This is a genomic window from Nonomuraea sp. NPDC059194, assembly GCF_042754765.1.
Lineage (GTDB): Bacteria > Actinomycetota > Actinomycetes > Streptosporangiales > Streptosporangiaceae > Nonomuraea.
The window spans coordinates 1-24,377 of record NZ_JBHZBH010000069.1; the positions used below are offsets into that span (position 1 = coordinate 1).

Genomic DNA, 24,377 nt, shown 5'->3' on the forward strand with positions numbered 1-24,377 from the left:
TTGTCCTTCTTGTGCTCGATCGGGATGTACGCGCCGTTGGTGACGGCGGGGTACGTCTCGTTCTCGTACGTGGCCATGTCGCCGACCTTCTCCCACACGTGCTTGGGCACGATCGGGATCCGGTTCGACAGCATCACGGGGAACTCCCACGATTCGGCCAGGTCGAGGCTTGGCTGAAGGGTCTTGGGGTCGGGCGTGGTGAGGAACATGTACGTCCACCGCTGGAGCTGGCCCGCGATCAGCCGTACCGCCAGGAACGGGTTCATCGAGTCGACCGACTGGATCGGGGTTGACCGCCAGCCACTGATCGTGATGTCGAACAGGCCGGTGCTGCCGATCTCCTCGGTGAACTTCGAGCGTCCGGGTGGTCAGCGTGATGTCGATCTCCTTTAACCACCCGGTGAGGAACTGGGCGAGCTTGTCCTCGGTCGGGGTGTCGGTGTGGATGCCTATGATGCAGGCAGGACCCATGCGTAGCCGTCCTGCGGCTGCGCGCGGGTCCCAGTAGAAGGGCCGATGCCTCTCGTCGAAGACCTTGCCGGACTCGACGTAGACCCCGACCCTCTACTTGGCGCTACCTGAATCGTCCTTCTACTACGGGAGCAGCGGTCCAGGGCCGTCGCCGTTGAAGTGGTCCCAAACTTCGATCGCGAGTCGAAGCAGGGTGAGGAGGGCCTGGATCATGGTCATGGTCCAGGTCCTCTTCGCTTCGCAGCGCTCTTTCGAGACGTCGCTCATGTGTCGCACCTCCTCTCACCTGTGCTTGGTGTAGAGAAAGGCACACCATCGCGACATCGTGTGTCAACGAGAGGCGGAAAATTGTTTCACTCTCGCTTCAATCCACGATGTTATTTTTCACCCCTCTTCGGTGACTTGACCTCCGTCCACCCGCAGCCGCCGATCCACCTGTACGGCATCGAGCATCCTCCGGTCGTGGGTGACCAGCAGCAGCGTGCCGGGATAGGCCGCCAGCGCCGACTCCAGCTGCTCGATCGCGGGCAGGTCGAGGTGGTTGGTCGGCTCGTCGAGCACCAGCAGGTTGACGCCCCTGGCCTGCAGCAACGCCAGCGCGGCAGCGTGCGCACCTCGCCGGGCGGCATCTCGTCGGAGAACGACTCGACCAGCGGTGCCGAGCCCTCGAACGACCTCGCCGACCACCACCCCGGGACCGAGCGCCGCATGGCCCTCTCGAGCTTCAGCTTGCCCAGCATGGCGGCAAGCAGCGTCGTCTTGCCCGAGCCGTTCGCGCCGGTGATCGCCACCCGCTCCGTCCAGCCGATCTCCAGGTCGACGGGGCCGAGCGTTCTTGACGCCCTTCTCCATCCACGCACGCTGCGTGCGGGCGCGCAACTCCAGGTCGGCGCGCGTCTCGGCGTACTCCTCGTAGCGCTCGCGGGCGTGCCTGCGGGCCACCTCGCGCTCGTCCAGGTAGGCCTGGTAGCCGCCGCCGTACAGGTGGACCTGCTGCTGGGCCAGATCGAGCTCCAGCACCGACGACACGGTCCTGGCCAGGAACTCGCGGTCGTGACTGACCACCACGGTCCCCGCGCGCAGCCCCTTCACGAACCGCTCCAGCCGGTCGAGCCCGTCCAGGTCGAGGTCATTGGTCGGCTCGTCCAGCAGGAACAGGTCGTAGCGGCTCAGCAGCAGCGACGCCAGGCCCGCACGGGCCGCCTGCCCGCCGGACAGCGACGTCCTCGACTGTCGTTCGACCGCGGGCTGATCATCAATGACTCGTCGCCGGGCACGGAGGGTTCCCGCGGTGGTCCCGGCCGCCGACCGGTCCCGCTTGCCGCTAGCGTCAACGGCGAGAGGAACATCGTCACCTCGGCCAGAAGCCTGACGAAGTCGATCAGCCGGACGACCACGACCACTAGAGCCATGAGGTCGGCGCAGGTGCGCTCCGGAATGCGCGCGACGGTCGACTGTGGCAGCAGAATCATTCCCGTGTGGCGTCCCAGATGCGCTTCATAGCCGCGTCCTGCTGCCCGTGAATGCACTTCGCGTAGACGCGCAGAAGAACATCCACGCTATGCCCCGCCCATTGGGCCACCTGGGGCGCCGGCACCCCGGCGTTGAGCCACGTAGAGACGGCGGCGTGGCGAAGGTCGTAAGGAACCGCCATGAGCGGCGACTTGGCCTCGGCCACGGTGAACGCTTTCTCTCGCGCCTCATGGAACACCTTGAGGTAGGCGCGATCTGTCATGAGCCCACCGCGCGGACCGATGAAGATCCGACCGCCAGGGCCGGTCCCGAACTCGTCGATGTGCGCCCTGAGCATGGCCCCCAGCTCGGGGTGGATCGGGACAGGGCGAGTGTCGCCCTCGGCCCTATGCTTGAGGCCGCGCCGCTCTCGAACTCTGCCGCTGTCGGTCCAGCGACTTCCCGCGCGAGGTTCAGCGTTGGTGAGCTGCATCTCTCCCCATGCGCCCTCGGGAAGGCTGGCCAAGTGCTCTTCGCGTAGGTCCACCACCTCTTCGGGGCGCAGCGCCGCGAAGTACATACAGCCGAAGAACGCCTTCATCCGCTTGCCCCGTTCCGCCCGTTGCTCCACGGCGCCAAGGAAGCGACGGGCCTGCCCGATGTTGATGACCACACGAGGGTCGACGCTGGCGAGCAGCCGCGGCCTGGTCCACTTCACGGCCTTGAGAGGGTTGCTGGACAGGGCGCCGATCTCGATGGCGTATTCCATGGCGTTGTTGACGGTCGCGCGCTTGCGGGTTGTCGTCGCGGCGGCAGCGATCTTGCCGTTCTTCGTGCTGCTGATCCTGTCCAGCACGCTGCGTGCGAGGCCCGACCCTTTACCGGATGCCTCCTCGAACGCCGTCATGAGGATGGTGTTGGACTCCAGCCATCGATACGCCATTGCCAGGCTCGCAGGCGGCTCCGCCAGGCCGTCGCGAATGCGGTTGCTGTACGCCCAGCGGAGAGCCGCGCGACGGCTCTCCCTTTCAGGCCCCCTATCCACTCCGATCAGCAGCGCCTCTGTGGCGTCCGTCAGCGCTTCCGCAATCCCACGACGGTGGTTCGGGGAAGCGTGCTTCCACTTGGCCTCCGCGTAGGCCAGCGTGAACGCGAACCATGTCAGGGCGGTCTCCTCCCGCTTCCATGAGACCGGCCGTCCAGTCGCGACGTCGAACGCCTCCCCTCTACGGGCGGCAGCCATCAGCTCGGAGCGGAAGGTGTCAGCCAGGGCGAACGTACTGAAGCGTTCCTTCCACGGAATGCCGTTAACCTTCCAGGAGACACGGCAGGACGTGATCTGGCCCGCGCTGTTCCGCCGCTTCTCGATGTTGTGAATACGCACGTCGTAGCTGATGTTCATCAGGCGGCGTCCTCTCGCTCGTTGAGCCAGCGGTCCAGTTCGGAACGGCGTACGCGTAGCTGCCGATTGGCCAAGGTGATGCAGCGTGGACCGCGCCTCTTCGCGCGCCACTCGTAGAAGGTGGACTGAGCGATCTTGAGTTCCCGACACACCTCGGGGACGGTGAGCTTCTCGTCAGTGGCCATCAGGCGGCGTCCCTTCCAGCTAGATCGGGATGAACTCGGTAAGCCGGTGAAGGGCGGCGACCTGGACCACTGCGGGGCGGTTCAGGCTCGCGCCTGATCCACCCGAGCTGTTCGAGCAGTTCCAGCGGTGCCTCCAGCTCGCCCACCTTGCGGAAGCGGCTGCGGGAGAGCGCGGTGAACGCTTCGCGAACGGTGAAGCGGGCCGTACGGGTGCGCTCCAGCCAGGCATGAACAGTGCGGGCGCCATCCACCTCGGAGTCGGCGCCCATGGCGTCGAAGGTGGCCAGCGCGTGAGCCGTGAAGTACTCCCCCAGGGCGATGGCGGCGTTGACAGTGTCGGCGCTGATCGGGCGGCGCCAGCCGTCGTCAACATGCGCGGCGAGATGGATCAGGCCGGCCAGACGCATCACCGCGCCGTCGAACTTGCCCGCCCAGTCGGTGATGTGCCCAAGGTCGCCCGAGTCGGGACGCAGCCGCGTCTCGGTCCTGCGCCGGTGCTCGGTGAAGGTCTCATCGGCCTCGGCGGACAGCACCAGGCGCGCGGGATCGTCCCAGTCATGCATGCCGATAGTGAGCCGTTGGAGGTTGGCGTCGTAGCGCGCGGCGACGGGCTCGGGCACGGGCGGCGGGTCGACGCGCCGGTATCCGACGTTGCTCTTGGGCAGGCTGTAGAGGATGCGTCCGAGCAGGCCCTTGCCGCGGAAGCCCGGCATGCTGGCGATGTCGGCGATGATCTCGGGCTGGACGGCCAGACCCATGGTCAAGGCGGCGCTGTCCACCCGTTCCGTGCGGCCTCGCCGATCGACGATCAGGGCGTCGCCGGCGTGCCCCTTGAGGAACAGGTCCAGGTTCGGCGTGCCCGAGTACCGTCCCGCGAGCGTGGCGAAAATGCCGCCCTCGGCGCTCAAGACGGCCAGCCGTCCCCCTTGTTCGGTGAGCAGGCTCGCGGCCGTCTCCGGTGTGATGTCGTCGGCCACCAGCCGGGGCAGGACAGGGACCTTGATGCCCTCCACGGCCAGGGCGGCGCTTTGGGCCTCGGCGACGGCCTCGGGTGCGGCCTCGCCTCGCGCGCCGCTTGCCGTACGGGCTGCCTTCTCTGCCACGTCGACGGCCAGACGGCGCGCGACCTCGGCCTCGGTGATCTGCGGGCCGATCCGATCCGCCAGCGCTTTCTCCGCGCTGTGCAGCGGCGCGGTCATGGCGCGGAAGACGGCTGACTTGCGCGAGCCGGGCGGCATGGCGACCAGGACGAAGAGGTTGACCGGCTCCGTCCACGAGCCTCGGACGTTGACCACCGCTCGGCCCCCGGCAGCGGTGGACAGGGCGGCCAGGCCGACACAGCCCGCCAGGTCGAGCGGCGTCTGTGTCTCTTCCGCCACGGCGGACATGTGCTCGGCCACCCACGCGGGAAGCGCATGCACCGGAAAGGGCGACAGTTCGCGACGCTGACCGAAGGGCGCGGGCTTCTCCCACGCGGCCTGGTACATCTCAGCGAGCTGCTCAGCCGCGCCGAGCTTGCTCAACAGAGCTTCGGCGGCGGCGGCGTGCGGATCGGTGATGGTTGTCACGCCGCCCTCCGTGGCTGGCGGCTCCCGGAGTCGAGGCCGGAACGGATCGTGGAGAAGGCTTCGCGGGCCGGGAGGCCGATGGCCTCGGCGGCGCTCTGGAGGCAGGCTTCGGCCAGGTGGCGCGGCAGCAGGCCTGCGGCGGCGAGCTGGCCGAGGGCGAAGGCTGCGGCGTTGAGCGTGTTGTTGCGGGTGCCGGGGGCGGCCGCCAGAACGCGTTCCACCTCGGCGCGCATGGCGGTCAACGCATAGCCGAGAGCGTGACCCACCGCTGGGCGTGCGGCCTGCACAGGGTCAGCGGCGAGACGTTCGGCCAGCCACGACGGGGGCGGCGCCGGGGCAGCCGTGTGGATGGCCTCATACCTTCCCGAGCCCACGCGGCTTCCAGGACCGACGACGTAGCCGCCGCGCGCCCGAGTGTCGATCTTCCACCCGAGCTTGCCCACCGAGTTGCCAAGCTCCACATCGGGCGAGGTCGAGAAGTAGAGATGCGTGCCGCCACGCCCCGTGCGGACGGTGAAGGTCTCCAACGGCAGAGGCTCCGCTGCCCGCTCGCACAGCACGGCGAGAACATCAGCGCCGTCATGAACACCGGGCAGCGCCCATTCCGGCGGCGGTGGATCATCCCCGTCCTGTGGGACGTCCAGGTCGATCACCATGAGGCGGGACGGGCCGCACGCGATGCCGATGTTGTACGGCATGCGCGCCCACATCTGCCGGATGCGTGCGGCGTCGGTGGTGGCCTGCCGTTCCCATTCGGTGAAACCGCGCAAGGGGCGCTTCTGACCAGGCGTGAGCGGGAAGACGTGCCATCCGCGGGCAGCGGCGGCCAGGGCGTAGCGGGTGAGGTCGGGCATGTGGATCTCCAAGTTCAGTGGTTGCCGTCGCGGTTTCAGTGGTTGCCGTCGCGGTGCAAGCGGCGGAAGTAGACGTAGAGCTGCCAGCCGAGGCGAGGCCGCATCCCGGTGCCGTGGCAGGCGCGGCAGGTGCGGTTCCTGCCGCCAGGGGCGCAGCGGCGGCAGAGGCCCCAAGGGGACGCGAGACAGAAGCCGAGATAACCGAGAGTGATGGACGGTAGGCACAGCACTAGCAAGACGATGGCGGTCGCCATGTAGGCCTCCAGGGCCGATTCCAGGGTTTGCGCAGGTCAGGGTCTAGGCGCTAGATCGCTGGTGGATAGCTGTTTTCGGCTCTAGGGGAGCCTCTAGACCTAGAGGGGTCGGCCTCTAGGTCTAGAGGCGATCCCGGGCTCTACGAAGCCGCTCCACGGTCACGTTGGGTGATGGCGTTCGTGATGTCGTCGCGGGCGATGCCGATGCGGTTCGCGCCCTTGCCGCTGCCCTCGGGCGTGCCCCACACCTGCATGGTCTTGATGCCGTACGGCTTGAGCGCCGTCGTGAGCTGAGCCGTCCTCGCGCCACCCTCCAGCGCCGCCCACGGCCCGTAGACGTCGCTGCGGAGATCAGCCAGCCGATCCACGACGATCTCGTTCCAGACCTTGGCCTCGGAGGGCGGGACCACAGCGAGGATGTCGGCCAGGAGGTCATAGCTCGGGATGATCTGCTCGGGCCGCTCCCCCAGGCCGTGCCCGGACAACATCCCGAGCTCGACGCGCAGGGCGTGAGCCCGATCGGCGATCCGCTGGGTGGCCGGGGTGTCGAGGTAGGCCGACCGGACCACCTTCGGCATCGGAGTCGCCCCAACCAGGTAGCCGATACCAGCGTCGGTCTCAGGGACGAACACCGTGGCGCGGACGCCGTTCTTGTAGGCCGACGTCCCGAGGATCATGTCGTTCTCGATCTGTCCGGCCACCCGCAGACAGAACCGGATCGACACGTTCGCCGAGATGCCGGTGGGCAGGCTGTCCTTGTCCGGGCGCTGGGTGGCCAGGATCAGCACCACACCGAGAGCGCGACCGAGCTTGATGATGAACTCGGCGTCGTCGCCGGCCTTGCCACCGTACTCGGGGTGCGCGAACAGGTTCTGGCACTCGTCGATGATGCAGACCAGCGGGTGAAGCCCGAGAGACCGCTTGTCGGCGATCTGGCGGGTGACGCGCTTGTCCGGGCACAGGTCGGGCGGCAGCGCCTTGAGCGCGCCCGAACGGCGCATGACTTCCTTGCGCAGCAGGGTCAGGGAGTCGGCGGCGTACGCGATGGCTTCATCCTCGATCCCCGAGACGTAGCGGTGGCAGTTCTGCTCGTGAGGGTCGAGGTCGCCGGTGCCCTTGAGTTCGTGAATCCAGCCCTCCACGGTCGGGTCGAGCAGCGCCCCCGAGGCCAGCACGCGTACGGCGGCGGTCTTGCCCTGGCCGGGCAGCGAGCCGATCAAGATGTTGTGCTGGATGATCGGCACCACGATGGGGCGTCCACGCGGGTCGCTGCCGAAGGGAATGCCCTTGAACACGTCGTGGCTGCTCGCCTTGGCCAGCGGGGAACGCACGACGGTCTTGGACAGGTCCTTGTCACCCACCCACAGGATTAGCCGTCCCTCGTGAATGGAGCTGTCGCCCTCCGGCCAGATGCACCCGAGCGGGCGGCGCAACGCCGAGGCCATGCGGTCGCGCTTGTCCATCACGTCGGCTACGGTCACGCCGTACGGCAGATCGATGTCCGCCCGCCATCCAGGGCCGTCGCGGGTGATCGGGGCGACGAACCGGATGGCGTCCTTCGGGTTCTTGGCGATGGCCTGGTTGATGCCGGCGATGCTGAGAGCGGTCAGCGCACGGATGACGATGTCACTGGTCAGCCGCTCCACGTTGGCCGGCACCACGGCGCGGTTGATGAGCGGCCGATCGGCTGGCTTGCCGATGACCCCGAGAGCGGCCAGGGCCACGGCCAGAGCCGTCCACTGCACGTGGGTCGGTTGATCGGCGACGACAATCGCGGCGATCAGCAGCGTCACAAGAGCGGTGCCGGTGATCCAGACACGCAGGCGGACGCGAGAGTCACGCTGCCTGCTCAGCTTGAGGTAGCTCTCCGGGTCCGTCTTCCGCACGGCGGCCAGCCGTACCGGCTCGCCCTCCAGATCGAACGTCCACCGAACCATGCCACCGACCAGGCGGACGAACCCGCGCGGGGAGCGAACGGCCAGCCGCCCGCCGTACAGCGGCGCGCGGGCAACCTGGTACCCGCCGACGTGCAGGTAGTGGAGCCCCACCCACTTCAGCGTCTCGATCGCTTCGGGAGCCGACCGCAGCCACAGCGGGACGATCGGGTGCCGGGCGCGGGCCTTGGCCTCCAGGTCCGTCCGCCAGTCGGTCCGGTCCGGTCCGACCTGGTCCACGCGGACGATCTCGCCTTCGAGAACCGGTCCGTCCGCAGGAGCGGCGGCGGTCCCGTCCGCCTCTTCCGGACGATCGGCGGTCGGTCCGTACGGGTGGCGTCCGGCGCGGGCGGCGTCCAGGTGGACGATGTCCGCCTCCTTGCCATCCGCGCTGTCGTCAGAGTCGAAAGGGTCGTGCGTCATGATGAGGTCACCTCGTGGTCTTCGCGGTTGCGGGGTGGCGGGGCGCGGTCTGGTCTTGGCGGATGAGTCCGCGCCCCTACTGGTGGCGGGAGATGTGCAGGTCCGTCAGGCGGCCCGCGGCTGCTTCGGTACGGCTTCCGCAGGACGGGCATCGGCCTCGCGTTTGAGACGGGCCAGCAACGCCGAGGCGCGGTCCGAGGACATCGACCGGCCGGTGTCGCGAACCGCCTTCAGCAGCCGGTCACGGGTCAGCGAGAGACCTCGGCTTTCCAGGTCGGCGGCGATGCTGCGGCCAACCGGCAGGAGGTCATCGATGCCGGCGACGGTCCGCTTGGGAGTCCTTGTCGCGCGTGGCGGCGTCTCGGGCTGCGCGACGCTGGCAGGTGTGACGGGCGATTCGGCGGGTTGAGCCGAATCGCGGGCCAGCAGGTGACCGAGGGCGGCACCCATGCCCAAGACCAGCACCGGCAGGACGGAGACGGCCGCCGTGATCCAGTCGGGCGCCTTGGCCTGAGCGGAGATCTCCAGCAGGTGATAGGCGACCTGGCCGAGCATCCCCAGCGCCAGGGATCCGATGGCCGACCACTTGGCGAACGTCCGCGTGGTGTCGCTGACCTGGCCGCCGGACTTCAGCCACGCGCCCAAGGCGTACGCGGCATAGGTCTCCACGCCGATCGGCAGCGTGATGGCCGTGTTGATCTGGAAACCGTCCGCGATGCCCGGCAGTGGGGTGACCATGCCGAAGCCGGTCTTCTCCCCCAGCCCGACCCACCCGGACCACGTGGCCACAGCGGCGGGCAGGGCGAGAAGCACCAGCATCGTGTTCCTCTTCATCACGCCACCTCGGCCCGGTACTCGGCGAGTTCGGCGGTGGCCCGGCCAGCCCAGATGCCAGAGGTCGGGCGGACCCGGAGCGCGTAGAGCTCACAGAGCTGCCGCGCGGGGCAGCTGGCGCAGACATCGCGGGCAACCTCCTCGCGAGCAGCGCGCTGCTCAGCGCTCTCGATCGTGTCGATCGGCCCGGTGTGCAGCTCGGGGTCATACACGCACTCAGGGAGCAGCGTCTCCCCCTGCACCCGCCACGGCGCTTTGACCGACGGGTGGACGGGGCGATTTACGCGGTTGAACTTGCGAGTCATGATGGTTTTGCTCCTTTTACCGGGAGTGAGGGGCGGCCTGCGTCTTGGCGGATGGGGCCGTCCCTCTTTGCATGTGGGTCTCAGCCGAGGTGAGAGGCGAAGGTCGCGAAGGCCTCGGCGATCTTCAGAAGAGCGTCCAGCGCGCTCGTGGCGAACTGAGCAGCCTTGGCGGGCTCGCGGACGATGAAGAACAGAGCGCCGATAGCGAGCAAGGTCGGCAGGATGCGGCGGGACTGCTGCGTCGGGATCATCATCGGTTTCCTCCAGGTCGACCGCCCGTGTAGGGGGCGCTACACGACAGACCGTATAGGCCCCCCTGCACGATCGTCAAGGGGGTACTACACGCGTGTTGTCTAGTCCCCCCTTGACGAGGCGTCTACGCTGGTTGGCATGACAGAAGAAGGCGTGAGCGAGGCGGTCAAAACCGCGCTTGCTGACCTCGGGCGCGCTTTCGAAGCGGCAGTGGTTGCGATCGACGCAGAGCCCGATCCCAACCGTGCGTACGGCGGAGCGACCGAACTCGTGGAGACGCTTAGACGGCTGATCGAGGCCTCTGGGGATCACCGCGCGCTTACCGCCGCCCGCATCTTCGAGCAGGAACGGATGTCGCTGGCCGACCTGGCCGGCCGCATCGGAGTGTCGAAGGCACGAGCAGCCCAGCTGATCAAGACGGCCAAGGACGCCACCGATCAGCGTGGAACCGCGACGAAGGAGACTCAGTGAGCGAGCGCACCGAAGTTCGGGTAGAGGTCTGGCCGGTCTCGGCGGATCCCACCGGAATTTGGCTGATCAGCGGGAGCGACGCATGGCGTTCCTCGGCCATCCTTCAGGAGAGCGACCCGCACACGACTGTGACTGACCTCTTGGAGGCGAACAAGGCCGCTTCAGGCGTGAAGCTGCTGCACTCGACTTCATGGCGCGCTGACGGCCAGGCCGTCATCCTGACCTACGTCGCGGTCATCGACTGCCTGGACTACGCCCGCGACCAGTGGCCCGACGCGAAGCCGATCAGTCCGGCCCTGACCGACGCGGTCGGGAAGCCCATCGAAGTCGAAGCGACCGAGGCGCCCATTCCGCGGTACATAGACGTTCTCCTGCACGGCATGCGCCACCTGCAGTTCCTGCTCCAGACCGACTCCTCGGCCCGAGACGCGCTCTGCGACACCTGGCGGCGACACCTCGCAGCCTTCCGTCCAGCGTTGGCCGGGATGTACGACCACAAGCACGGCGAGGAGCCGATCACCATCGCCGATGGGCAGATCGCTTAGGGGGCAGCATGGCTGAACAGTCCGAGCATCAGCGCCGGGCGTATGAACTACTGGGCGTCCTCTTGGCGCGGGCCGCCCGCGAAGACTTGCCGGTCATCGCGTGGACCATGTCGAGCGCCCAGTCCGAACCGATCCTCGCTGGGCACTGTGATGCGGTCGATCCGATCCAGCGACAGGACGACTTCGAGGCCTGGCGGTCAGCCCTCGGAGCCGAGGCTTGGCCCAACGGCATCAAGCAGGACTACGGCATCCGGCTCCACGCCTCTGTGGCGGATCAGGAAGCGCGTGTGACGGTCACGCTGGCCGCAGAGATCCGTAACGACGAGATGTGACGTCGCACAATCCGCAGTAAGCCCTCAGAGGAGCGATCTTCTGGGGGCTTACGACTTTCCGCCGGGGATCCCTCACGCCCAGCGGAATCACGCAGAACTCCGCAGAATCAGACCGCGTCCGTCTCACCGTCGCTCGCGGGTTGAGGCACGGCCACGAAGGTCCCCTTGGCGGGCAGGGTCACGACCAGGCCGCGTTGACGCAGCTCTTCGATCGCACGGCGCGCGGTACCCAGCGCCACCCCGTACTCCTCGGCCAGAGCGCGTTCTCCAGCGAGACGGGCGTTCGCGCGCAGCTCGCCCGCCTCGATGCGGGCAGCGATGTGATCGGCCATCGCCGCGTAGACGTAGACCGCGCCCTCGGGGTCGAACGGCGGGATGCCCTGCTCTTCTGCCATAACAGCAACCTAGAACGGCCCTGAGCTGCACAAACACTTAGGTAGCGGCATGCTGCTGCATACCGCTCTATACCGCGTTATCCTGAAGCGCATGAGAGTGCCAGGTTTCTCGCGCATCACTCTCGACCTGAATCAGGGGCAGGCCGAGGAGTTCGCTCAGTCGATCCAGAAGGCGTACCCGGACTGGCTCATCGAACGATCCGGGGGCATATGGTGCGCCACCGGGGCATGTTGGGAGCCCGACTGCACTTGTACCCGGACGATTCACCACCACAGCCCTCTAGGGCTCGTCGTCCTCCTCGCCAGCGCGAACGGCGAGATCTCGTGAAGCGGTCCGCTCCATACGCCTTCATGGACCGCTTCGTCCTGGTCATCAGTGGGATCGGACCGTGGTGCCTCATCGAGCGCCAGGCCGAAACTGCCGTCTCGCAGGACGTGATCGCCGTGTGCGGACGCACCGCCAGAGTGGGCAACCACTTCGGCCAACTGTTCACCTGGCGCGTAGGCGATTCCGTCTGCACAGAGTGCGCCCGCCTCATCGCCAAGCGCACGAGGCGCCCCTGAGCGGCGCGGCGGCGAGCGCCCCGTCCTGCCACACCCATCCCCAAAGGACGGCCCGTGTCGCGACTCGCCGCCGCGCCCACCATCCGTAGTTGTCCGGCAACGATTGATCAGGGAGCACTCGTGACGGAACCTTCCGACGTCGTAGGCCTGGACGCCGCCCTGTTCGCGCTCAGGCGCGCATACCAGGAGGCAGTACGGCAGACACGGGCCGAACCTGACCTACGCACGGCCTACGAGGACGCCACTCGCCTCGCCGAGCAGATACGTGAACTGGCCGACGACGCCGCCCTGGTGAGGGCAGAGGCCGCCTTGCGCATCCAGACGGCAGAGGGTCTCTCGGTTTCGGCGCTCGCCGAGCAACTCGGCTTGTCCAAAGCCCGAGCCGGTCAGCTCGTCCGCGCGGCCCGTCGCGGGCAGGCCCCTGGATCTGCGTAGTTCCGCTGAATTCTGCGGACAGCATCTCGGCGTAGTAGTGCGACCTCGTGGACTGTCCCAACGGCCCTCGAAGGGGATTCTGCGGATTACGCGGATTCAGCGCCGGTTATGTCTGGCAGAAAGGCATGGCCCATGCCATCAGCACAAGCGGCGGCGTCGTCACCGGTTCACCCCCACGCGCATGGGGAGCGCGACGAGCTGAAGGTCTCCGTGCAGGGCGCCTTCGGTTCACCCCCACCTGCGTGGGGAGCACAAGCGCCCCCACGTGCGTGGGGAGCACCAAGCGGCGGTCGTCTACATGGAGGAGACGACCGGTTCACCCCCACGTGCGTGGGGACCACGTCTTCTCCATAGAAGAGGTGCCCACTGAGAGCGGTTCACCCCCACGTGCGTGGGGAGCACGGCGTACGCGACCGCGCACTGATCCTGCTCGGCGGTTCACCCCCACGTGCGTGGGGAGCACTCGACGAACTCCTTGCGGAACTGGGCGTGGAACGGTTCACCCCCACGCGCGTGGGAAGCACGACAGCGCCGCATACGCCTGGTCGAATCGGGGCGGTTCACCCCCACGTGCGTGGGGAGCACAGTCTGCCGACGAGATCGACGTCGATGACATGCGGTTCACCCCCACGTGCGTGGGGAGCACGACCTGGCCATCACGGGAAGCCGCAGTTTCGTCGGTTCACCCCCAGGTGCGTGGGGAGCACACGCTGCCCACCTGGATGGGGAAGACGTCGCACGGTTCACCCCACGTGCGTGGGGAGCACGCCGACGTCACATCGGACTGAGGGACACGCGTCGGTTCACCCCCACGTGCGTGGGGAGCACATGCCGTCGACGGCGATCGTGTAGCGCAGCTGCGGTTCACCCCCACGTGCGTGGGGAGCACACCGTCACCGAGAACACGGTGACCGCGCCCGCCGGTTCACCCCCACGTGCGTGGGGAGCACGGATGCCCCATCGTCGGCCGCGACGGTATCTGCGGTTCACCCCCACGTGCGTGGGGAGCACCATGTCCGGGGAGGCGTCGTGAAGCGCAGCACCGGTTCACCCCCACGTGCGTGGGGAGCACGGGGGGCAACCGCCAGTCTCGTATGCCTCCCACGGTTCACCCCCACGTGCGTGGGGAGCACGCCAGGGACGTTGCGAAGATCACGCCGTTCGACGGTTCACCCCCTCGTGCGTGGGGAGCACCTGGCCCACTTGGCGGGGAGCGCTTCATCCAGCGGTTCACCCCCACGTACGTGGGGAGCACCTGCTCGTGTCGTTGCAGACCAACGGTGTGTTCGGTTCACCCCCACCTGCGTGGGGAGCACAGCCCCCAGCGGCGCATCAGCGCGGCCGCGCGCGGTTCACCACCACGTGCGTGGGGAGCACGGGGCGGGTCGGTAGCGGGCGATCCAGGGACACGGTTCACCCCCACGTGCGTGGGGAGCACGCTGGGCGCGCTCATCGTCGCCGCTCTCATCCGGTTCACCCCCACGTGCGTGGGGAGCACGTCACCGCCTCTGGTCGGACCGCGCTGCGTAACGGTTCACCCCCACGTGCGTGGGGAGCACCGCCAAGACCATGACGTCCACCGTCCTGTCCGCGGTTCACCCCCACGTGCGTGGGGAGCACGTCCTGATGAACCTGGAGAACGAGTGAGGATGCGGTTCACCCCCACGTGCGTGGGGAGCACGAGCATGCAGAACCCCCACCGTGATCACCACGCGGTTCACCCCCACGTGCGTGGGGAGCACTCCAGGCCGGGCTGGTAGTAGATCGTCAGGACCGGTTCACCCCCACGTGCGTGGGGAGCACGGTCGTGGATGGCGTGAGTTCGCTGTAGCTGCCGGTTCACCCCCACGTGCGTGGGGAGCACGCGGTAGACGCGGTGGACGGTGCCTCGCCACGCGGTTCACCCCCACGTGCGTGGGGAGCGCCTCGCCCAGTTGGTGGTCGCTTACCTGCCGAACGGTTCACCCCCACGTGCGTGGGGAGCACGACGCCACCGCCCGTGCGCTGGTGGGCCTGATCGGTTCACCCCCACGTGCGTGGGGAGCACACCACCGGCTGAGACGCGAGAGACCCGGCCTACGGTTCACCCCCACGTGCGTGGGGAGCAAACTTCGCGACCTGCTGCTTCACAATTTCACTTGAGGTTCTTGAGCCTCAAGATCTTCATTGCGCTTGTCTGAAACGAACTTGATCAGTTGCAGACCGTCAAAATCGACCACGTGTCGACGACGATGGCCTGCGGTACGCATAGCGAACCCTTGCTCCGTATCGGCCGCATGGATCAGGACCGCCAGGCCGTCACCGACAGTTGCGCTGACCGCCGACCAGAGTTCGTCGCGCACTCGGGCCGAAACGGTGCCGACATACAGGCCAGGACAAGGCTCAATGAGCCAGCGCGACAGAGCACCACCTACATGATCAGGAATGGCTGTCGTCGAGATAACGATCATCGATGGCATCGGCTACTCCAGCGATGTCTCGCCATACTCAAAGCCATAGTTCATCCCCGATGGGAGCGGGCCGGCTTGCGGATCCCACAGATGCACCAGGTCGTTATTGCGCTCAGGAGCGTCCTGAACGCCTGAGGGATCTAGAAGTGCCTGGATATCGGCGACGATCTGCGGCATCAGCCGATAGGCTCGTAGATCCTCACGCAACCGCCTTCTGGCATCTCGTTCCGGATCTTCGGAAGCATGCAGCGAAAACGCCATAGGGATCGTGACACGCGCCTTGTAGAGATCAGCGATGTCATACACAAAGGCCATTTGCGTGCCGCTGTGGATGAACCCGAGGGCAGGCGAGCAGCCGAGGGCCAAGACGGCCGCATGCACGATGCCGTACATACAAGAGTTGGCACCCGACAACGCCTTATTAACAGGATCCTGGTCATCCCAAGCGTCAGGGTCGTAGTTGCGTTTGAAGCGCTTCACCCCGTACTTGGTGGCAAGGATCCGATATAACGCCTTGACACGCTGCCCTTCCAACCCGCGCAGTTGGGCAAGCGTAGCCCCGGTTGGAGCGGATGCAGAGCCGAAACGCGCCTCGTACATTCGTACGGCCACCGCGAGACGGAGTTCATCGTTAGCCCACGCCTTGACCTGCTTTTCCAACCAGGAGGTGGTCAGTGAAGCAGACATGATTCCCGCATAGCTACGAACGCCGCCTGCGCCGACACATACGAGCGAAGTGCCATGGCGCGCAATGGTCGCCATGGCAGGTTGTGTGATCGAGGTTCCAGGGCCAAGCAGGATGCACGCCAGCGCCGCGGTAGGGATGTACACCCGATCAGCGCCGCGGGCTGTATCGACTTGAGCACAGACACCGGTATCGTCCTGCACGATCTTGACCGCCTCGGCGTACAGGAACGATAGGGAGTCTGCAACGCGAGGCAACATGGCAAGCGTGGGCGCCCCCAACCGGCGGCGCGCGCTCTTGCTCATTGTGCGGCCATGGCGAGACTGAGAAGCCCGCATCCGTAGGCCTTGCCACGCCCGACTCCCTCCAGCACAGCGGCGCGTACCAGTTCGGCGTCGTGAATGATCGCGCTTCCGTCGAATCGGACGACAGCGTGCCGGATGGAGGACTGCTTGCCCCGGGCGTCGCGCTCGGATTGTGAGGTCACCGTGGTGACGGCCAAGCCGTGCGTGGCGGCCCTCCGTACCCACCACTCTTCTGCATCGGCACCACGCAGTGCCGCGATCTGTCCTGCTCGGGGTCCAGCCGATTTGCCGAGCCTCTTGGACGGGTTGGCGGCGATGCGGTAGTGGACCGGCACACCATTCCGCAGGCGTATGAGCAGGGCGGACAGGTCCTTGACTGCGATCTCGCCGTATCCGTCGGGCAGGCGTTCAATCAAAGGTTTGTAGCTGCTCTGGACGAGCAGTTGTGCCCCCATCTTGGTGTCTTCCAGCCGGAACAGTACGCCTGCCTCGGCGCGCGCCGGCGTGGTGAACTCATCGGGGACGAGCATCATGACGCGCTTGTGCAGCCGGTCAGCATCGGCAAGGTCGTTGTTCACGTCGCGGCGGCGCACGTCGGGAAGGATCCTCGTCAGCCAGGCGTTCACCGTTCCTCCTGGATATAGGCGACCAGCTGATCCCAGAACTCATCGCCGGTGCGGCAGAGCTGCCTGGGCAGCGTTGTGGTAGTGATGCTGACCGTGCGAGTGCGGTAGCGGCGCGCGTACCGGTTGAAGCTCTCCGGTACGTCAGCCAGCTGCGTGACGGAGTCGGCCGCGTCGAGGGCGCCTTCGGTAATGAACTCAGCCGTGAGCTCGTCGTCTGGGCGCAGGCGGCGCATGACCGGCACTTTGGTCTTCAGGTCACCCACCGGATCGTCGCTGTGGCGCAGCAACAAGGGTTGGTCGGGTGGGCACGAGCGCCGCCCAAGGTAGGGCTGCCAGTACGGCCGGCGCAGTGCCTCGGCGAGCTCTGCCAGCCGGGCCGCGTCGCCTTCCACCGCCACCGTGAACGCCGCGTCGGACAGGTACTGGCGCCGGGTGACCATCGTCGCGGTGTCCTTGGCACGGTAGGTGCCATCTGGTCGGGGTACTCCGCGTGGCAGGCCCCCGCCGACGGTGTGGAAGTCGATCAACTGCACACCGGGCCGGTCGATGCGGACGGTGAAACGCAACGCTTCGTAGGCGTTCAATGCCCGGTCCCTGCTTGTTCCCTCGGCAGAGGCGAGCAGACCGATCAGGCCGGAACGGGTGGGGAAGCGCACCGTGTCGCGCTGCGTGAAGACGCTGTGCTCGCCCCAGGACTGCAACGGCCCGGCAAGCCGCAGCACCAGACCACTCATGCTGAGCGCCCGATCTGGGCGGCGGAGACGGCGCCATCGATCAGCTCGGCGAAGGAGTCGACTTGCGCGCCGAGACCGTCCAGCGGCTTGTCATCGACGCAGGCGTAGCTGCGGTGAATGGCGCCGGAGGTACCCCACAGCTTCTCCAGCCGCCCGGCATGACGAGCGAGCTGTCGGCGGGACGGCTCCGCGATTCCGTGCTCGGGACGGATGGGCGCTTCGAAGGCCGCGGCGAAGGAGATCGGCCTGTCGCCGCGCACGGCCACGTGGACAAGGTCAGGCAGTGTGTTGGCGGCCGATGACGTCTGCTTGCCCGTCGGTAGCGAGGAAACGAAGGCGCGCAGGAACTCGCCGGTGAGCTCGGTGGCCATCACAGTATCGCCGCCGAGGTTCTCCAGCAGGCCGGTCAGGTCGAGACTGGCGTAGCGGTAGAAGACGCCAGCGCTGAACTCGGCGCTGTTCATGTGGCCGCTGCCGACCGCATCCTCGGGCAGGCAGTCGTCGACCGCGGTGAAGAAGTCGATCTCGGGGGCGACCTCGTGTGTGGTGAAGGCGTGCGCCACCTGGACGACCCCGTCGACGCCTGCCCCGGGCAGTTCAGCCAGCATCCGGCCGAACAAGTTGATGACGCCGTTGCGTTCCGACAGGATGGCCGCCACCTGCTCGGAGGGCAGGACAGCCTTGGGCTTCTTGACACCCGCGGTGGCCTCGATCGCCTCGCGGTGCTCGACGGCCAGGTCGGCCAGCGCGTCCAGCGCTGCCTTGGGCAGATACAGCAGCACGGACGTGCCGCCCTTGTCTTCCAGCTTGAGGCCGTCCTTCTTGTTCGCCGACAGTGCCACCTGCGCGCCCGCGGCCAGCGCGGCCTCCTCGCTCCAGCCACGCTCCTTCAGCCGGGCCGCGACCTCGGCCGGGACGCGCCTGGTCCGCACGGCGGGATCGCCGATCGCGCGCTCGACATCGAGCCGTATGGCGCGCTTCCAGCACTGGCTGGATACCCGGGTGCGGGTGGCGCCACCGTAGATCAGACTTTTGGGTGAGCCCAGGTCGTCGCGGTTGAGGTTGGCGAAGGGCACGGTCTGCAGGACGTGGATGTCGAGGTAACGGGGGGTGGTGGTCACTGGTCCTCGCTTTCGGGATTGTCGCTGTCGGGTGTGGTCGTGGCGGCGCGGTAGTAGTCCTGGAGCCAGCGTTTGGTCACCCAATCGCGTCGGCTGCCCCATCGGCTCAGGTCGATCAGCAGACGGCCCCAGTCGGGGGTGACGTCTTTGCTGGTCAGGTGCCGGACAAGGCCGGGGAGTTGGCGGTGCAGGCCAGTCACGTCCTGGCGGCACAGCAGGTGCAGGCGTGCTTCCACGGCGTCGGGGTTGAGTTTGCCTTCGCGTACGGCTGCGCCCAGCGTGGCGCCGATGCTGGTCGTGAGACGTTCGGGCGTCTTGTCGCCGTCAGGCAGCGGCGCCGACGCCGGTACCGCCTGTTCGGCTGGTTCTTGCCGTTCGACCGGCTTGGAGGCGACCAGCGCCGCGACCGAGTAATAGGCGCTCTCGACCGCCCGGCCGGATCCGGAAGGCAACCACGGCACCACAACGGCGTGCGCCCGTCGAACCAGAGGGTCCTCGACAGACCGTCCAAGTCCGCGGCGGAGCGCGGAACGGCGGCCGGGATCGGTATGCGCAACGCGGTTGAGGTAGCCGACGTACCTGTCGGCTGCCTCAAGGGAGGGAATGAAGTTCACCCGAGCTCCTTCGCCTTGCTCGCGGTCGGATGGGCTTTGAAGATCAGGCCACGCTTGAGCTCGATGGCTCGCTTGGCCCTCGGCAAGGCGCCCGCGCTGTCGGTGACCTCGTCATACACATCGAGGCCCAGGCGCAGGAAGTGACGCGTTCCGGCATCGAAAGCGCGATTGTTGACGGCCTCCCAGAAGATCCGCTCAGCTCGTCGCCAATACCGTGCTGCCCCTTGAGCGGGCCAGGGCCCCTCCGAGATGTCCTTGCGCTGCGGTTTGCCGTCGCCGTTAGACGGATCGTTGATCGAGATCCAGACGTCTTTCAGCGCCCACCGCAGATGAGCCTGCGTCCGTTCGGCGCTCTGCCGCAGGTCGCTGACCGCCCGGGCTGCGGCCGGGTCGTTAGCGAGTGCCAGTAATGCGGGCGTGAGTCCTGATATCCACTCCTTGTCACGGGTCTGGCCGTCCTGGTCGAAGCCAAAGGCGCGGACCCGCAACACTGGAAGCAGCGTGCCGCGCAGGTCCTCGACGTTTCCCAGGACCACCGGTCGGCGGCGGTGTTCGTCGCCGACGTCCTCCAGCAGCAGTGAGTCGAAGTCCCGCCACAGGGCGCGGCTCGCATCAGCCTGACGGGCGTACTGGCTGCCGTCCTTGCTCTGCTGGTAGACCAGGTAGGGATCCTTAGCGGGAAACTCCGCATCCCGCCATGCCCAGGTGATCCACGCGTCTGTCACACAGTCGTCCTTAGGGGAACGCTCCAACAGCACGGCGTGCTGGAAGCGGCCGGTCAACAGCCCCGCGATGCCGCTCGGACGCGGCGGCAGCGCACGCGGGTCAGGCAGTTCGTCGGCCTCCCACGGGGCCACGTCCTGGCCGCCCGTGCGGTATTCGTATGCCGGAGGGATGCCGGCCACCAGGGACTCGAAGACGGTACGGCCGAGCGGATGGTAAGAGATCGTCCGGCGCAGCGGACCGGCCTTGCTGTTGCCGCCAGCGACCGTTCCAACGGTGCGTGGGGTGCATTGGCCGGACGGGCCGTAGTACAGCTGCATCAGCATATGGAACACGGCTTCGCCTGCGGCGATGGGTCGTGGTGTCAGTGTGGTCGTGTGATCGAACCACACCTGGTTGTTTCCGGCCGCCCTGGACATGACGAGCTTGTTCACGCCCGAGCTCGACTTGCACTCCGCCCGCAACCGCGGATCCTGCATCCAGGGCCGGTGCTGGTCGAACAGGTCGAAGCGGTTGGCGTACCGCGCGAAGTACGCCTCGACCGTCGCCTGATCAAAGCACCCTCGCTCCAGCACTTCGGCTTGCCGGTCGCCCCACTGCTCCGCGCTCAGCTTGACGTCGTCCAGTCCAGTCATCCGGGCCGCGATCACCGTGAGCACGCGCCAGAGACCTGATGCGGCCGGTGGCGGAGACACCTCGATGTCCGTCAGATCGTGGGCACGCTGGAAGAGCTCCACCAACCCGATCATCTGCCGATCATCACCGGTGCGGACAGGGAGCCAGTCGCGGGTCAGCAGATCAAAGCTCATAGGGTCGCCCCCTACTGGCCTCCGCTGAGGGACGGGTCCAGGCGTCTAGGTCATCGGACATCGCATCGTCTCCTTTCTACGGTCGTGACGTCATCGAGGCGGGTACTGCGACAGGCCCATCTCGGGCGAGAGCCACAGCTGCCGATCACCGAGGACCCCTGAGGGTTCCTCGCCCGTCATGCGGATCACAATGAGGTCTTTGAGGTGGGGGTTGTCCGCCCATCCCGGCGGCGTTTCCCCCGGTGCGGCGCCCCGGATCCAGGAGGCGGGCACGGGAACGGTGTGCCGAAGGATGAGCTTGACCTGTTCCCTGGTGAAGCGCCCCTTCGGGCCACTGGGACGTGGCAGCGGCTCGCCGCCGAGCATCAGCTGCCCCTCCGGGCTCGCCTGGCAGCAGACGACCTTGCCTCCGTCGGCGCCGAGCCTGGTGGCGTATTCGTCGACTACCTCACCGCGGCTCAGTTCGCTGAGATCCTTCACCTGCTCGGGGCCAGGAATGGCCGCCATCTGGGCGTAGAGATCTTTGGTCTGCTCGTCGGCGAGCCGGTCGATGTCATCATCGGTGAGCGGGTTGCTCTCATCGCCGAAGCTCTCGTCGTACACCTCATCGACCAGGCGCTGAACATCATCTGGAATGGCGACCCGGCCGTCTTCCAGCCGGTTGAGAACCTTGTGCGTACGGCGCAGCAGCGCCTTCGGGTAGACATACGGCCAACCCGGCGGAATGACCAGTTCGCCGGGGCGGCCGCTTGGGGTGAGGACGACCAGCCGCATCGTCTGCGCCCACGCGGGCCTACGAGCATCGTTGTCCTGATGACGGTGGCACCGCCCTGCTCGCTGCAGGAGCAGGGCGATCGGTGCCAGGTCACTGATCACAATGTCAAAGTCGAGATCCAGAGATTGTTCTATCACCTGGGTGGCGACCAGGATCGCCGCTCTCCGCCCGCCACGCGCGGCCTTGCCGAACCTGGCGATCGCCTCACGCGTGATCCGCTCGCGCGCGTGCAGCGGGAAACGCGAATGCAGGAGGGATACGACAGGCGCGTTCTCACCCGCCTCGCCCGCCCAGCGATGCAGTTGCAGGTAGGTGAGCTGCGCCTCAGCCACGGTATTGCAGATCACAGCGGCGCAACCCTCGCCTTGAAACAGCGGCGACAAGATTTCACGCAACACGTCGCCGCGTTCGGGACGCCGGCCGGCTCCCAGCGGCACCGAGCGGGTCTCCACCACCAGCGTCCGTTGACGGCTGCTCACGCCGACGGGCGTCGACTGCTGCGGGCTGACGTATATCCAGCCCGGGTAGACGGCGTCCGGTACGGCCTGCTCAGGACAGCCGGTGCCAGCCAAGTACGCAGCCGCCAGCCGTCGGCCAACCATCACCGGCAGAGTCGCCGACATCAAGACCACGGGAACCCGCAGGGCGCCCAGCCACTGCAGCAGCATCTTCAACAGACCCTGCATGTAGGAGTCGTAGGCATGGGCCTCGTCGATGATCATGACCTTGCCAGTAAGGCCGAGCATGCGGACCACATTGTGGCGACCCCGCAAGACGGCGAGCAGCGCCTGGTCAATCGTGCCGACCGCGAGATTGGCCAGCAGGCCCCGCTTGCTGCCACGAAGCCACTCGGTGGCCGTCGGGTCCGCGCTGAGCACGTCCACCGGATCCCCGCCCGGGGCGTAGGCAGCGTTCAACCAGGCCATGCCATGCAGGAGGGTCAGGGAATCGGAACCTTCGGTACGGCGCTGCCGGAACTCGTCCGCACGCGTGAACATCTGGTCCGTAGTGGCCATCGTTGGCAGGCCGAAGAAGAAGCCCGGCATACCCGCGGCCTCCCCCATGAGCTTGGCTGCGTGCAATGCCGCTTCGGTCTTGCCCTCTCCCATCGGCGCCATGATCAGCAACAGTCCTGGGTCGCCGTCGAGAAGATCGGGCAGACACTCGGCGATGGACCTTTGTAGCTCGTTCGGCGGGAAGGGAAAATCCTCGGCGAACCCACCGGGCTTGAAGGTCAAGCGCCCAAGTCCCGCATCTCGGAGAAGCCGCGGAGTCACGGCACGACTGGCATGCAGGTGGCGCCGCAAGCGGTCGCGCTCGCCTGACTCCGGGAGCCCTGCTCGCAGGCGCTCGGCGAGGAATGGCTCCTGGCTGACAAGCCAGTCGGCCAGAATGATCGCCGCGCAGGACATGGCCGCTCCGGCCGCCGACACCTGCTTGGGGGGACTGGGAGCGCCCAGCAACTCGTGCAGCGCCGAGAGGATCGCCTGCCGCTGTTCCTCCCAAGACCCGTCGGAAAGCGCGGGAACGGCCAGAAGAGGAGAATGGAACTCAAGCTGGTTAAAAGGAGTGAAACGCCCGTGATGTCCGCCGACGATCTGTGCTACGCGTGCAGCGGGCGAGTGGCTTCGGGCCGCCCTATACCCCTGACGCGCTAATGCCTTGCCCAGCCATACTTGGCCCATGAACGCATGACTTTGATAGCCGGCATCCGGCCTTGGGTATGCCTGGAGGTCGGGCCGACGCCTTTCGTCCAGATCCTGAAAGCAGCTGGCACATTTGCCAAGGTCATGGAGAGCTGCCCAGTAAGCCAAAAGGTGTCGCGCCTCGGCTTCGCTGGACGACAGCTGTGCGGCCAGGGTGGCCTTCAGGCCGGAAGGCAGGTAGACATCCCAGAGAGTCTCCACCGCGGCTGCGGCGTCGAGCAGGTGGCAGATCAAGGGATATGGCGAGCTAAGGCCACGGGACTTGCCCCACAAGGCCAAGTCCACATTGACCGGTTCGGCCATTCATGAGCTCCTTGATATCTTTCAATAGCTTGGCACGGTAAGGCATGATCCTTCAGGCGAAGACCCCACTGTAGAGTCAGGCGCCGACAATTCCTACCAGATGCGGGAAAGTGAAGATTATTCGCGACTCAGGAAGGCGATCCGCCCGGCGTGCGGACCGTCAAAACGCAAACCGGCCGAGGTAAACCTGCAGGTCGCGAAGTGTCCTCCCCACGCACGTGGGGGTGATCCGGCGACGTGCCCGCCGCCCAATGCCCTGAACGGGTCCTCCCCACGCACGTGGGGGTGATCCGGAACAGTTCGAGGCCGTACCGTGCCCACACCTGTCCTCCCCACGCACGTGGGGGTGATCCGCGACCAGGGACACGCACGAGGTACTGCCTGACGTCCTCCCCACGCACGTGGGGGTGATCCCTCTTCCTTCGTCTTCGGCATGCCTGGCGCGTCGTCCTCCCCACGCACGTGGGGGTGATCCGCGTCCTTCCTGATCGGTGGCGAAGGCGGAGCCGTCCTCCCCACGCACGTGGGGGTGATCCGCTCGGGGTGGGGCTGGTGGGCGCCGTCCATTCGTCCTCCCCACGCACGTGGGGGGTGATCCGTCAATTTGCCGGGCGACATCACTGGTGGCGGTGTCCTCCCCACGCACGTGGGGGTGATCCGTCATGTCAGTCATGGAGAAGTTCGTGGGCGGCGTCCTCCCCACGCACGTGGGGGTGATCCGAACGGGGGCGGGTCCGGCGGGTCCTGGGTCAGGGCGGAACCTGTCAATTTGATCAAGGCAGTTGAGCTGGGCTAATTCTGTGTTGACTTCTCTGTGGTGTCCTCTTCGGTCGTTGTTGATCCAGGCGGG

At 66.9% G+C, this 24,377-nt stretch carries 24 protein-coding genes, 2 pseudogenes and 2 CRISPR repeat arrays; of the genes and pseudogenes, 5 read left to right on the forward strand and 21 right to left on the reverse strand.

Annotation, left to right across the window (positions count from 1 at the left end):
• From ACFXJ8_RS42090 to ACFXJ8_RS42145, 12 genes and pseudogenes are all read right to left on the reverse strand, one after another.
• Positions 1-266: pseudogene (locus ACFXJ8_RS42090) on the reverse strand (hypothetical protein); the annotation flags it as partial.
• Between the two features lie 328 nt (positions 267-594).
• Positions 595-738 (reverse strand): hypothetical protein, encoded by a 144-nt coding sequence (locus ACFXJ8_RS42095; RefSeq protein ID WP_379650895.1) that lies wholly within the window; start codon positions 736-738, stop codon positions 595-597.
• A gap of 110 nt (positions 739-848) precedes the next feature.
• Positions 849-1,331, reverse strand: a complete 483-nt coding sequence (locus tag ACFXJ8_RS42100; protein WP_379650897.1) for an ATP-binding cassette domain-containing protein — start codon at positions 1,329-1,331, stop codon at positions 849-851.
• A gap of 283 nt (positions 1,332-1,614) precedes the next feature.
• A pseudogene (locus ACFXJ8_RS42105) lies at positions 1,615-1,896 on the reverse strand (hypothetical protein); the annotation flags it as partial.
• 43 nt (positions 1,897-1,939) lie between these two features.
• A complete protein-coding gene (locus ACFXJ8_RS42110) occupies positions 1,940-3,325 on the reverse strand; it encodes a tyrosine-type recombinase/integrase (protein ID WP_379650899.1) in 1,386 nt (461 codons plus the stop codon).
• Complete coding sequence (locus tag ACFXJ8_RS42115) at positions 3,325-3,510, reverse strand: helix-turn-helix transcriptional regulator (RefSeq protein ID WP_379650901.1); 186 nt, start codon at positions 3,508-3,510, stop codon at positions 3,325-3,327. Before ACFXJ8_RS42115 ends, ACFXJ8_RS42110 begins: the two co-directional genes overlap by 1 nt.
• Positions 3,510-5,078: a YfjI family protein gene (locus tag ACFXJ8_RS42120; RefSeq protein ID WP_379650903.1), complete on the reverse strand. Its 1,569-nt coding sequence runs from the start codon at positions 5,076-5,078 to the stop codon at positions 3,510-3,512. Before ACFXJ8_RS42120 ends, ACFXJ8_RS42115 begins: the two co-directional genes overlap by 1 nt.
• Positions 5,075-5,932, reverse strand: coding sequence for a bifunctional DNA primase/polymerase (locus ACFXJ8_RS42125; protein WP_379650905.1), 858 nt, complete (start codon positions 5,930-5,932; stop codon positions 5,075-5,077). Before ACFXJ8_RS42125 ends, ACFXJ8_RS42120 begins: the two co-directional genes overlap by 4 nt.
• A gap of 394 nt (positions 5,933-6,326) precedes the next feature.
• A complete protein-coding gene (locus ACFXJ8_RS42130) occupies positions 6,327-8,543 on the reverse strand; it encodes a cell division protein FtsK (RefSeq protein WP_379650906.1) in 2,217 nt (738 codons plus the stop codon).
• A 105-nt stretch (positions 8,544-8,648) separates the two neighbouring features.
• Positions 8,649-9,377 carry a hypothetical protein gene (locus ACFXJ8_RS42135; protein ID WP_379650908.1) on the reverse strand — a complete coding sequence of 243 codons (729 nt, stop codon included), beginning with the start codon at positions 9,375-9,377 and terminating at the stop codon, positions 8,649-8,651.
• The gene (locus ACFXJ8_RS42140) at positions 9,377-9,682 is read right to left on the reverse strand and encodes a WhiB family transcriptional regulator (protein WP_379650910.1); all 306 of its coding nucleotides are present in this window, start codon (positions 9,680-9,682) and stop codon (positions 9,377-9,379) included. The genes ACFXJ8_RS42135 and ACFXJ8_RS42140 overlap by 1 nt, the downstream gene beginning before the upstream one ends.
• A gap of 80 nt (positions 9,683-9,762) precedes the next feature.
• On the reverse strand, positions 9,763-9,936 hold the full coding sequence (locus ACFXJ8_RS42145) for a hypothetical protein (protein ID WP_379650912.1): 174 nt from the start codon (positions 9,934-9,936) through the stop codon (positions 9,763-9,765).
• A 136-nt stretch (positions 9,937-10,072) separates the two neighbouring features.
• On the opposite strand from ACFXJ8_RS42145, the gene ACFXJ8_RS42150 reads away from it, so the two are divergent.
• The 3 genes from ACFXJ8_RS42150 to ACFXJ8_RS42160 are packed head-to-tail and all read left to right on the forward strand — an operon-like array spanning position 10,073 to position 11,282.
• Complete coding sequence (locus ACFXJ8_RS42150) at positions 10,073-10,405, forward strand: hypothetical protein (protein WP_379650914.1); 333 nt, start codon at positions 10,073-10,075, stop codon at positions 10,403-10,405.
• A complete protein-coding gene (locus ACFXJ8_RS42155) occupies positions 10,402-10,950 on the forward strand; it encodes a hypothetical protein (RefSeq protein WP_379650915.1) in 549 nt (182 codons plus the stop codon). The genes ACFXJ8_RS42150 and ACFXJ8_RS42155 overlap by 4 nt, the downstream gene beginning before the upstream one ends.
• 8 nt (positions 10,951-10,958) lie before the next feature.
• Positions 10,959-11,282, forward strand: a complete 324-nt coding sequence (locus tag ACFXJ8_RS42160) for a hypothetical protein (RefSeq protein WP_379650917.1) — start codon at positions 10,959-10,961, stop codon at positions 11,280-11,282.
• A 107-nt stretch (positions 11,283-11,389) separates the two neighbouring features.
• Here ACFXJ8_RS42160 and ACFXJ8_RS42165 read toward each other — a convergent pair whose 3' ends face one another.
• Positions 11,390-11,677, reverse strand: coding sequence for a winged helix-turn-helix domain-containing protein (locus ACFXJ8_RS42165; protein WP_379650919.1), 288 nt, complete (start codon positions 11,675-11,677; stop codon positions 11,390-11,392).
• A 351-nt stretch (positions 11,678-12,028) separates the two neighbouring features.
• On the opposite strand from ACFXJ8_RS42165, the gene ACFXJ8_RS42170 reads away from it, so the two are divergent.
• Together ACFXJ8_RS42170 and ACFXJ8_RS42175 are read left to right on the forward strand one after the other, a co-directional pair.
• A complete protein-coding gene (locus tag ACFXJ8_RS42170; RefSeq protein ID WP_379650921.1) occupies positions 12,029-12,241 on the forward strand; it encodes a hypothetical protein in 213 nt (70 codons plus the stop codon).
• 120 nt (positions 12,242-12,361) lie between these two features.
• Positions 12,362-12,676 (forward strand): hypothetical protein, encoded by a 315-nt coding sequence (locus tag ACFXJ8_RS42175; protein WP_379650923.1) that lies wholly within the window; start codon positions 12,362-12,364, stop codon positions 12,674-12,676.
• A gap of 251 nt (positions 12,677-12,927) precedes the next feature.
• A CRISPR array of direct repeats spans positions 12,928-14,784; the repeat unit is 29 nt; unit sequence CGGTTCACCCCCACGTGCGTGGGGAGCAC.
• Positions 14,785-14,802: 18 nt separating this feature from the next.
• Here the strand turns inward: ACFXJ8_RS42175 and cas2e are convergent.
• The 8 genes from cas2e to cas3 form a co-directional block, all read right to left on the reverse strand.
• Complete coding sequence (cas2e, locus tag ACFXJ8_RS42180) at positions 14,803-15,135, reverse strand: type I-E CRISPR-associated endoribonuclease Cas2e (RefSeq protein ID WP_379650925.1); 333 nt, start codon at positions 15,133-15,135, stop codon at positions 14,803-14,805.
• Between the two features lie 3 nt (positions 15,136-15,138).
• Positions 15,139-16,116 carry a type I-E CRISPR-associated endonuclease Cas1e gene (cas1e, locus tag ACFXJ8_RS42185; protein ID WP_379650927.1) on the reverse strand — a complete coding sequence of 326 codons (978 nt, stop codon included), beginning with the start codon at positions 16,114-16,116 and terminating at the stop codon, positions 15,139-15,141.
• Entirely contained in the window at positions 16,113-16,742 is a 630-nt protein-coding gene (cas6e, locus tag ACFXJ8_RS42190) for a type I-E CRISPR-associated protein Cas6/Cse3/CasE (RefSeq protein WP_379650929.1), read from the reverse strand. Before cas6e ends, cas1e begins: the two co-directional genes overlap by 4 nt.
• A complete protein-coding gene (cas5e, locus tag ACFXJ8_RS42195; protein ID WP_379650931.1) occupies positions 16,739-17,476 on the reverse strand; it encodes a type I-E CRISPR-associated protein Cas5/CasD in 738 nt (245 codons plus the stop codon). Before cas5e ends, cas6e begins: the two co-directional genes overlap by 4 nt.
• On the reverse strand, positions 17,473-18,597 hold the full coding sequence (gene cas7e / locus ACFXJ8_RS42200) for a type I-E CRISPR-associated protein Cas7/Cse4/CasC (RefSeq protein ID WP_379650933.1): 1,125 nt from the start codon (positions 18,595-18,597) through the stop codon (positions 17,473-17,475). Before cas7e ends, cas5e begins: the two co-directional genes overlap by 4 nt.
• Complete coding sequence (gene casB, locus ACFXJ8_RS42205) at positions 18,594-19,211, reverse strand: type I-E CRISPR-associated protein Cse2/CasB (RefSeq protein WP_379650935.1); 618 nt, start codon at positions 19,209-19,211, stop codon at positions 18,594-18,596. Before casB ends, cas7e begins: the two co-directional genes overlap by 4 nt.
• Positions 19,208-20,743, reverse strand: coding sequence for a type I-E CRISPR-associated protein Cse1/CasA (casA, locus tag ACFXJ8_RS42210; RefSeq protein WP_379650937.1), 1,536 nt, complete (start codon positions 20,741-20,743; stop codon positions 19,208-19,210). The genes casB and casA overlap by 4 nt, the downstream gene beginning before the upstream one ends.
• Before the next feature lie 90 nt (positions 20,744-20,833).
• The gene (gene cas3 / locus ACFXJ8_RS42215; RefSeq protein WP_379650939.1) at positions 20,834-23,527 is read right to left on the reverse strand and encodes a CRISPR-associated helicase Cas3'; all 2,694 of its coding nucleotides are present in this window, start codon (positions 23,525-23,527) and stop codon (positions 20,834-20,836) included.
• A gap of 203 nt (positions 23,528-23,730) precedes the next feature.
• Positions 23,731-24,248: direct repeats of the CRISPR family, unit length 29 nt; unit sequence GTCCTCCCCACGCACGTGGGGGTGATCCG.
• Positions 24,249-24,377: the final 129 nt, after the last annotated feature.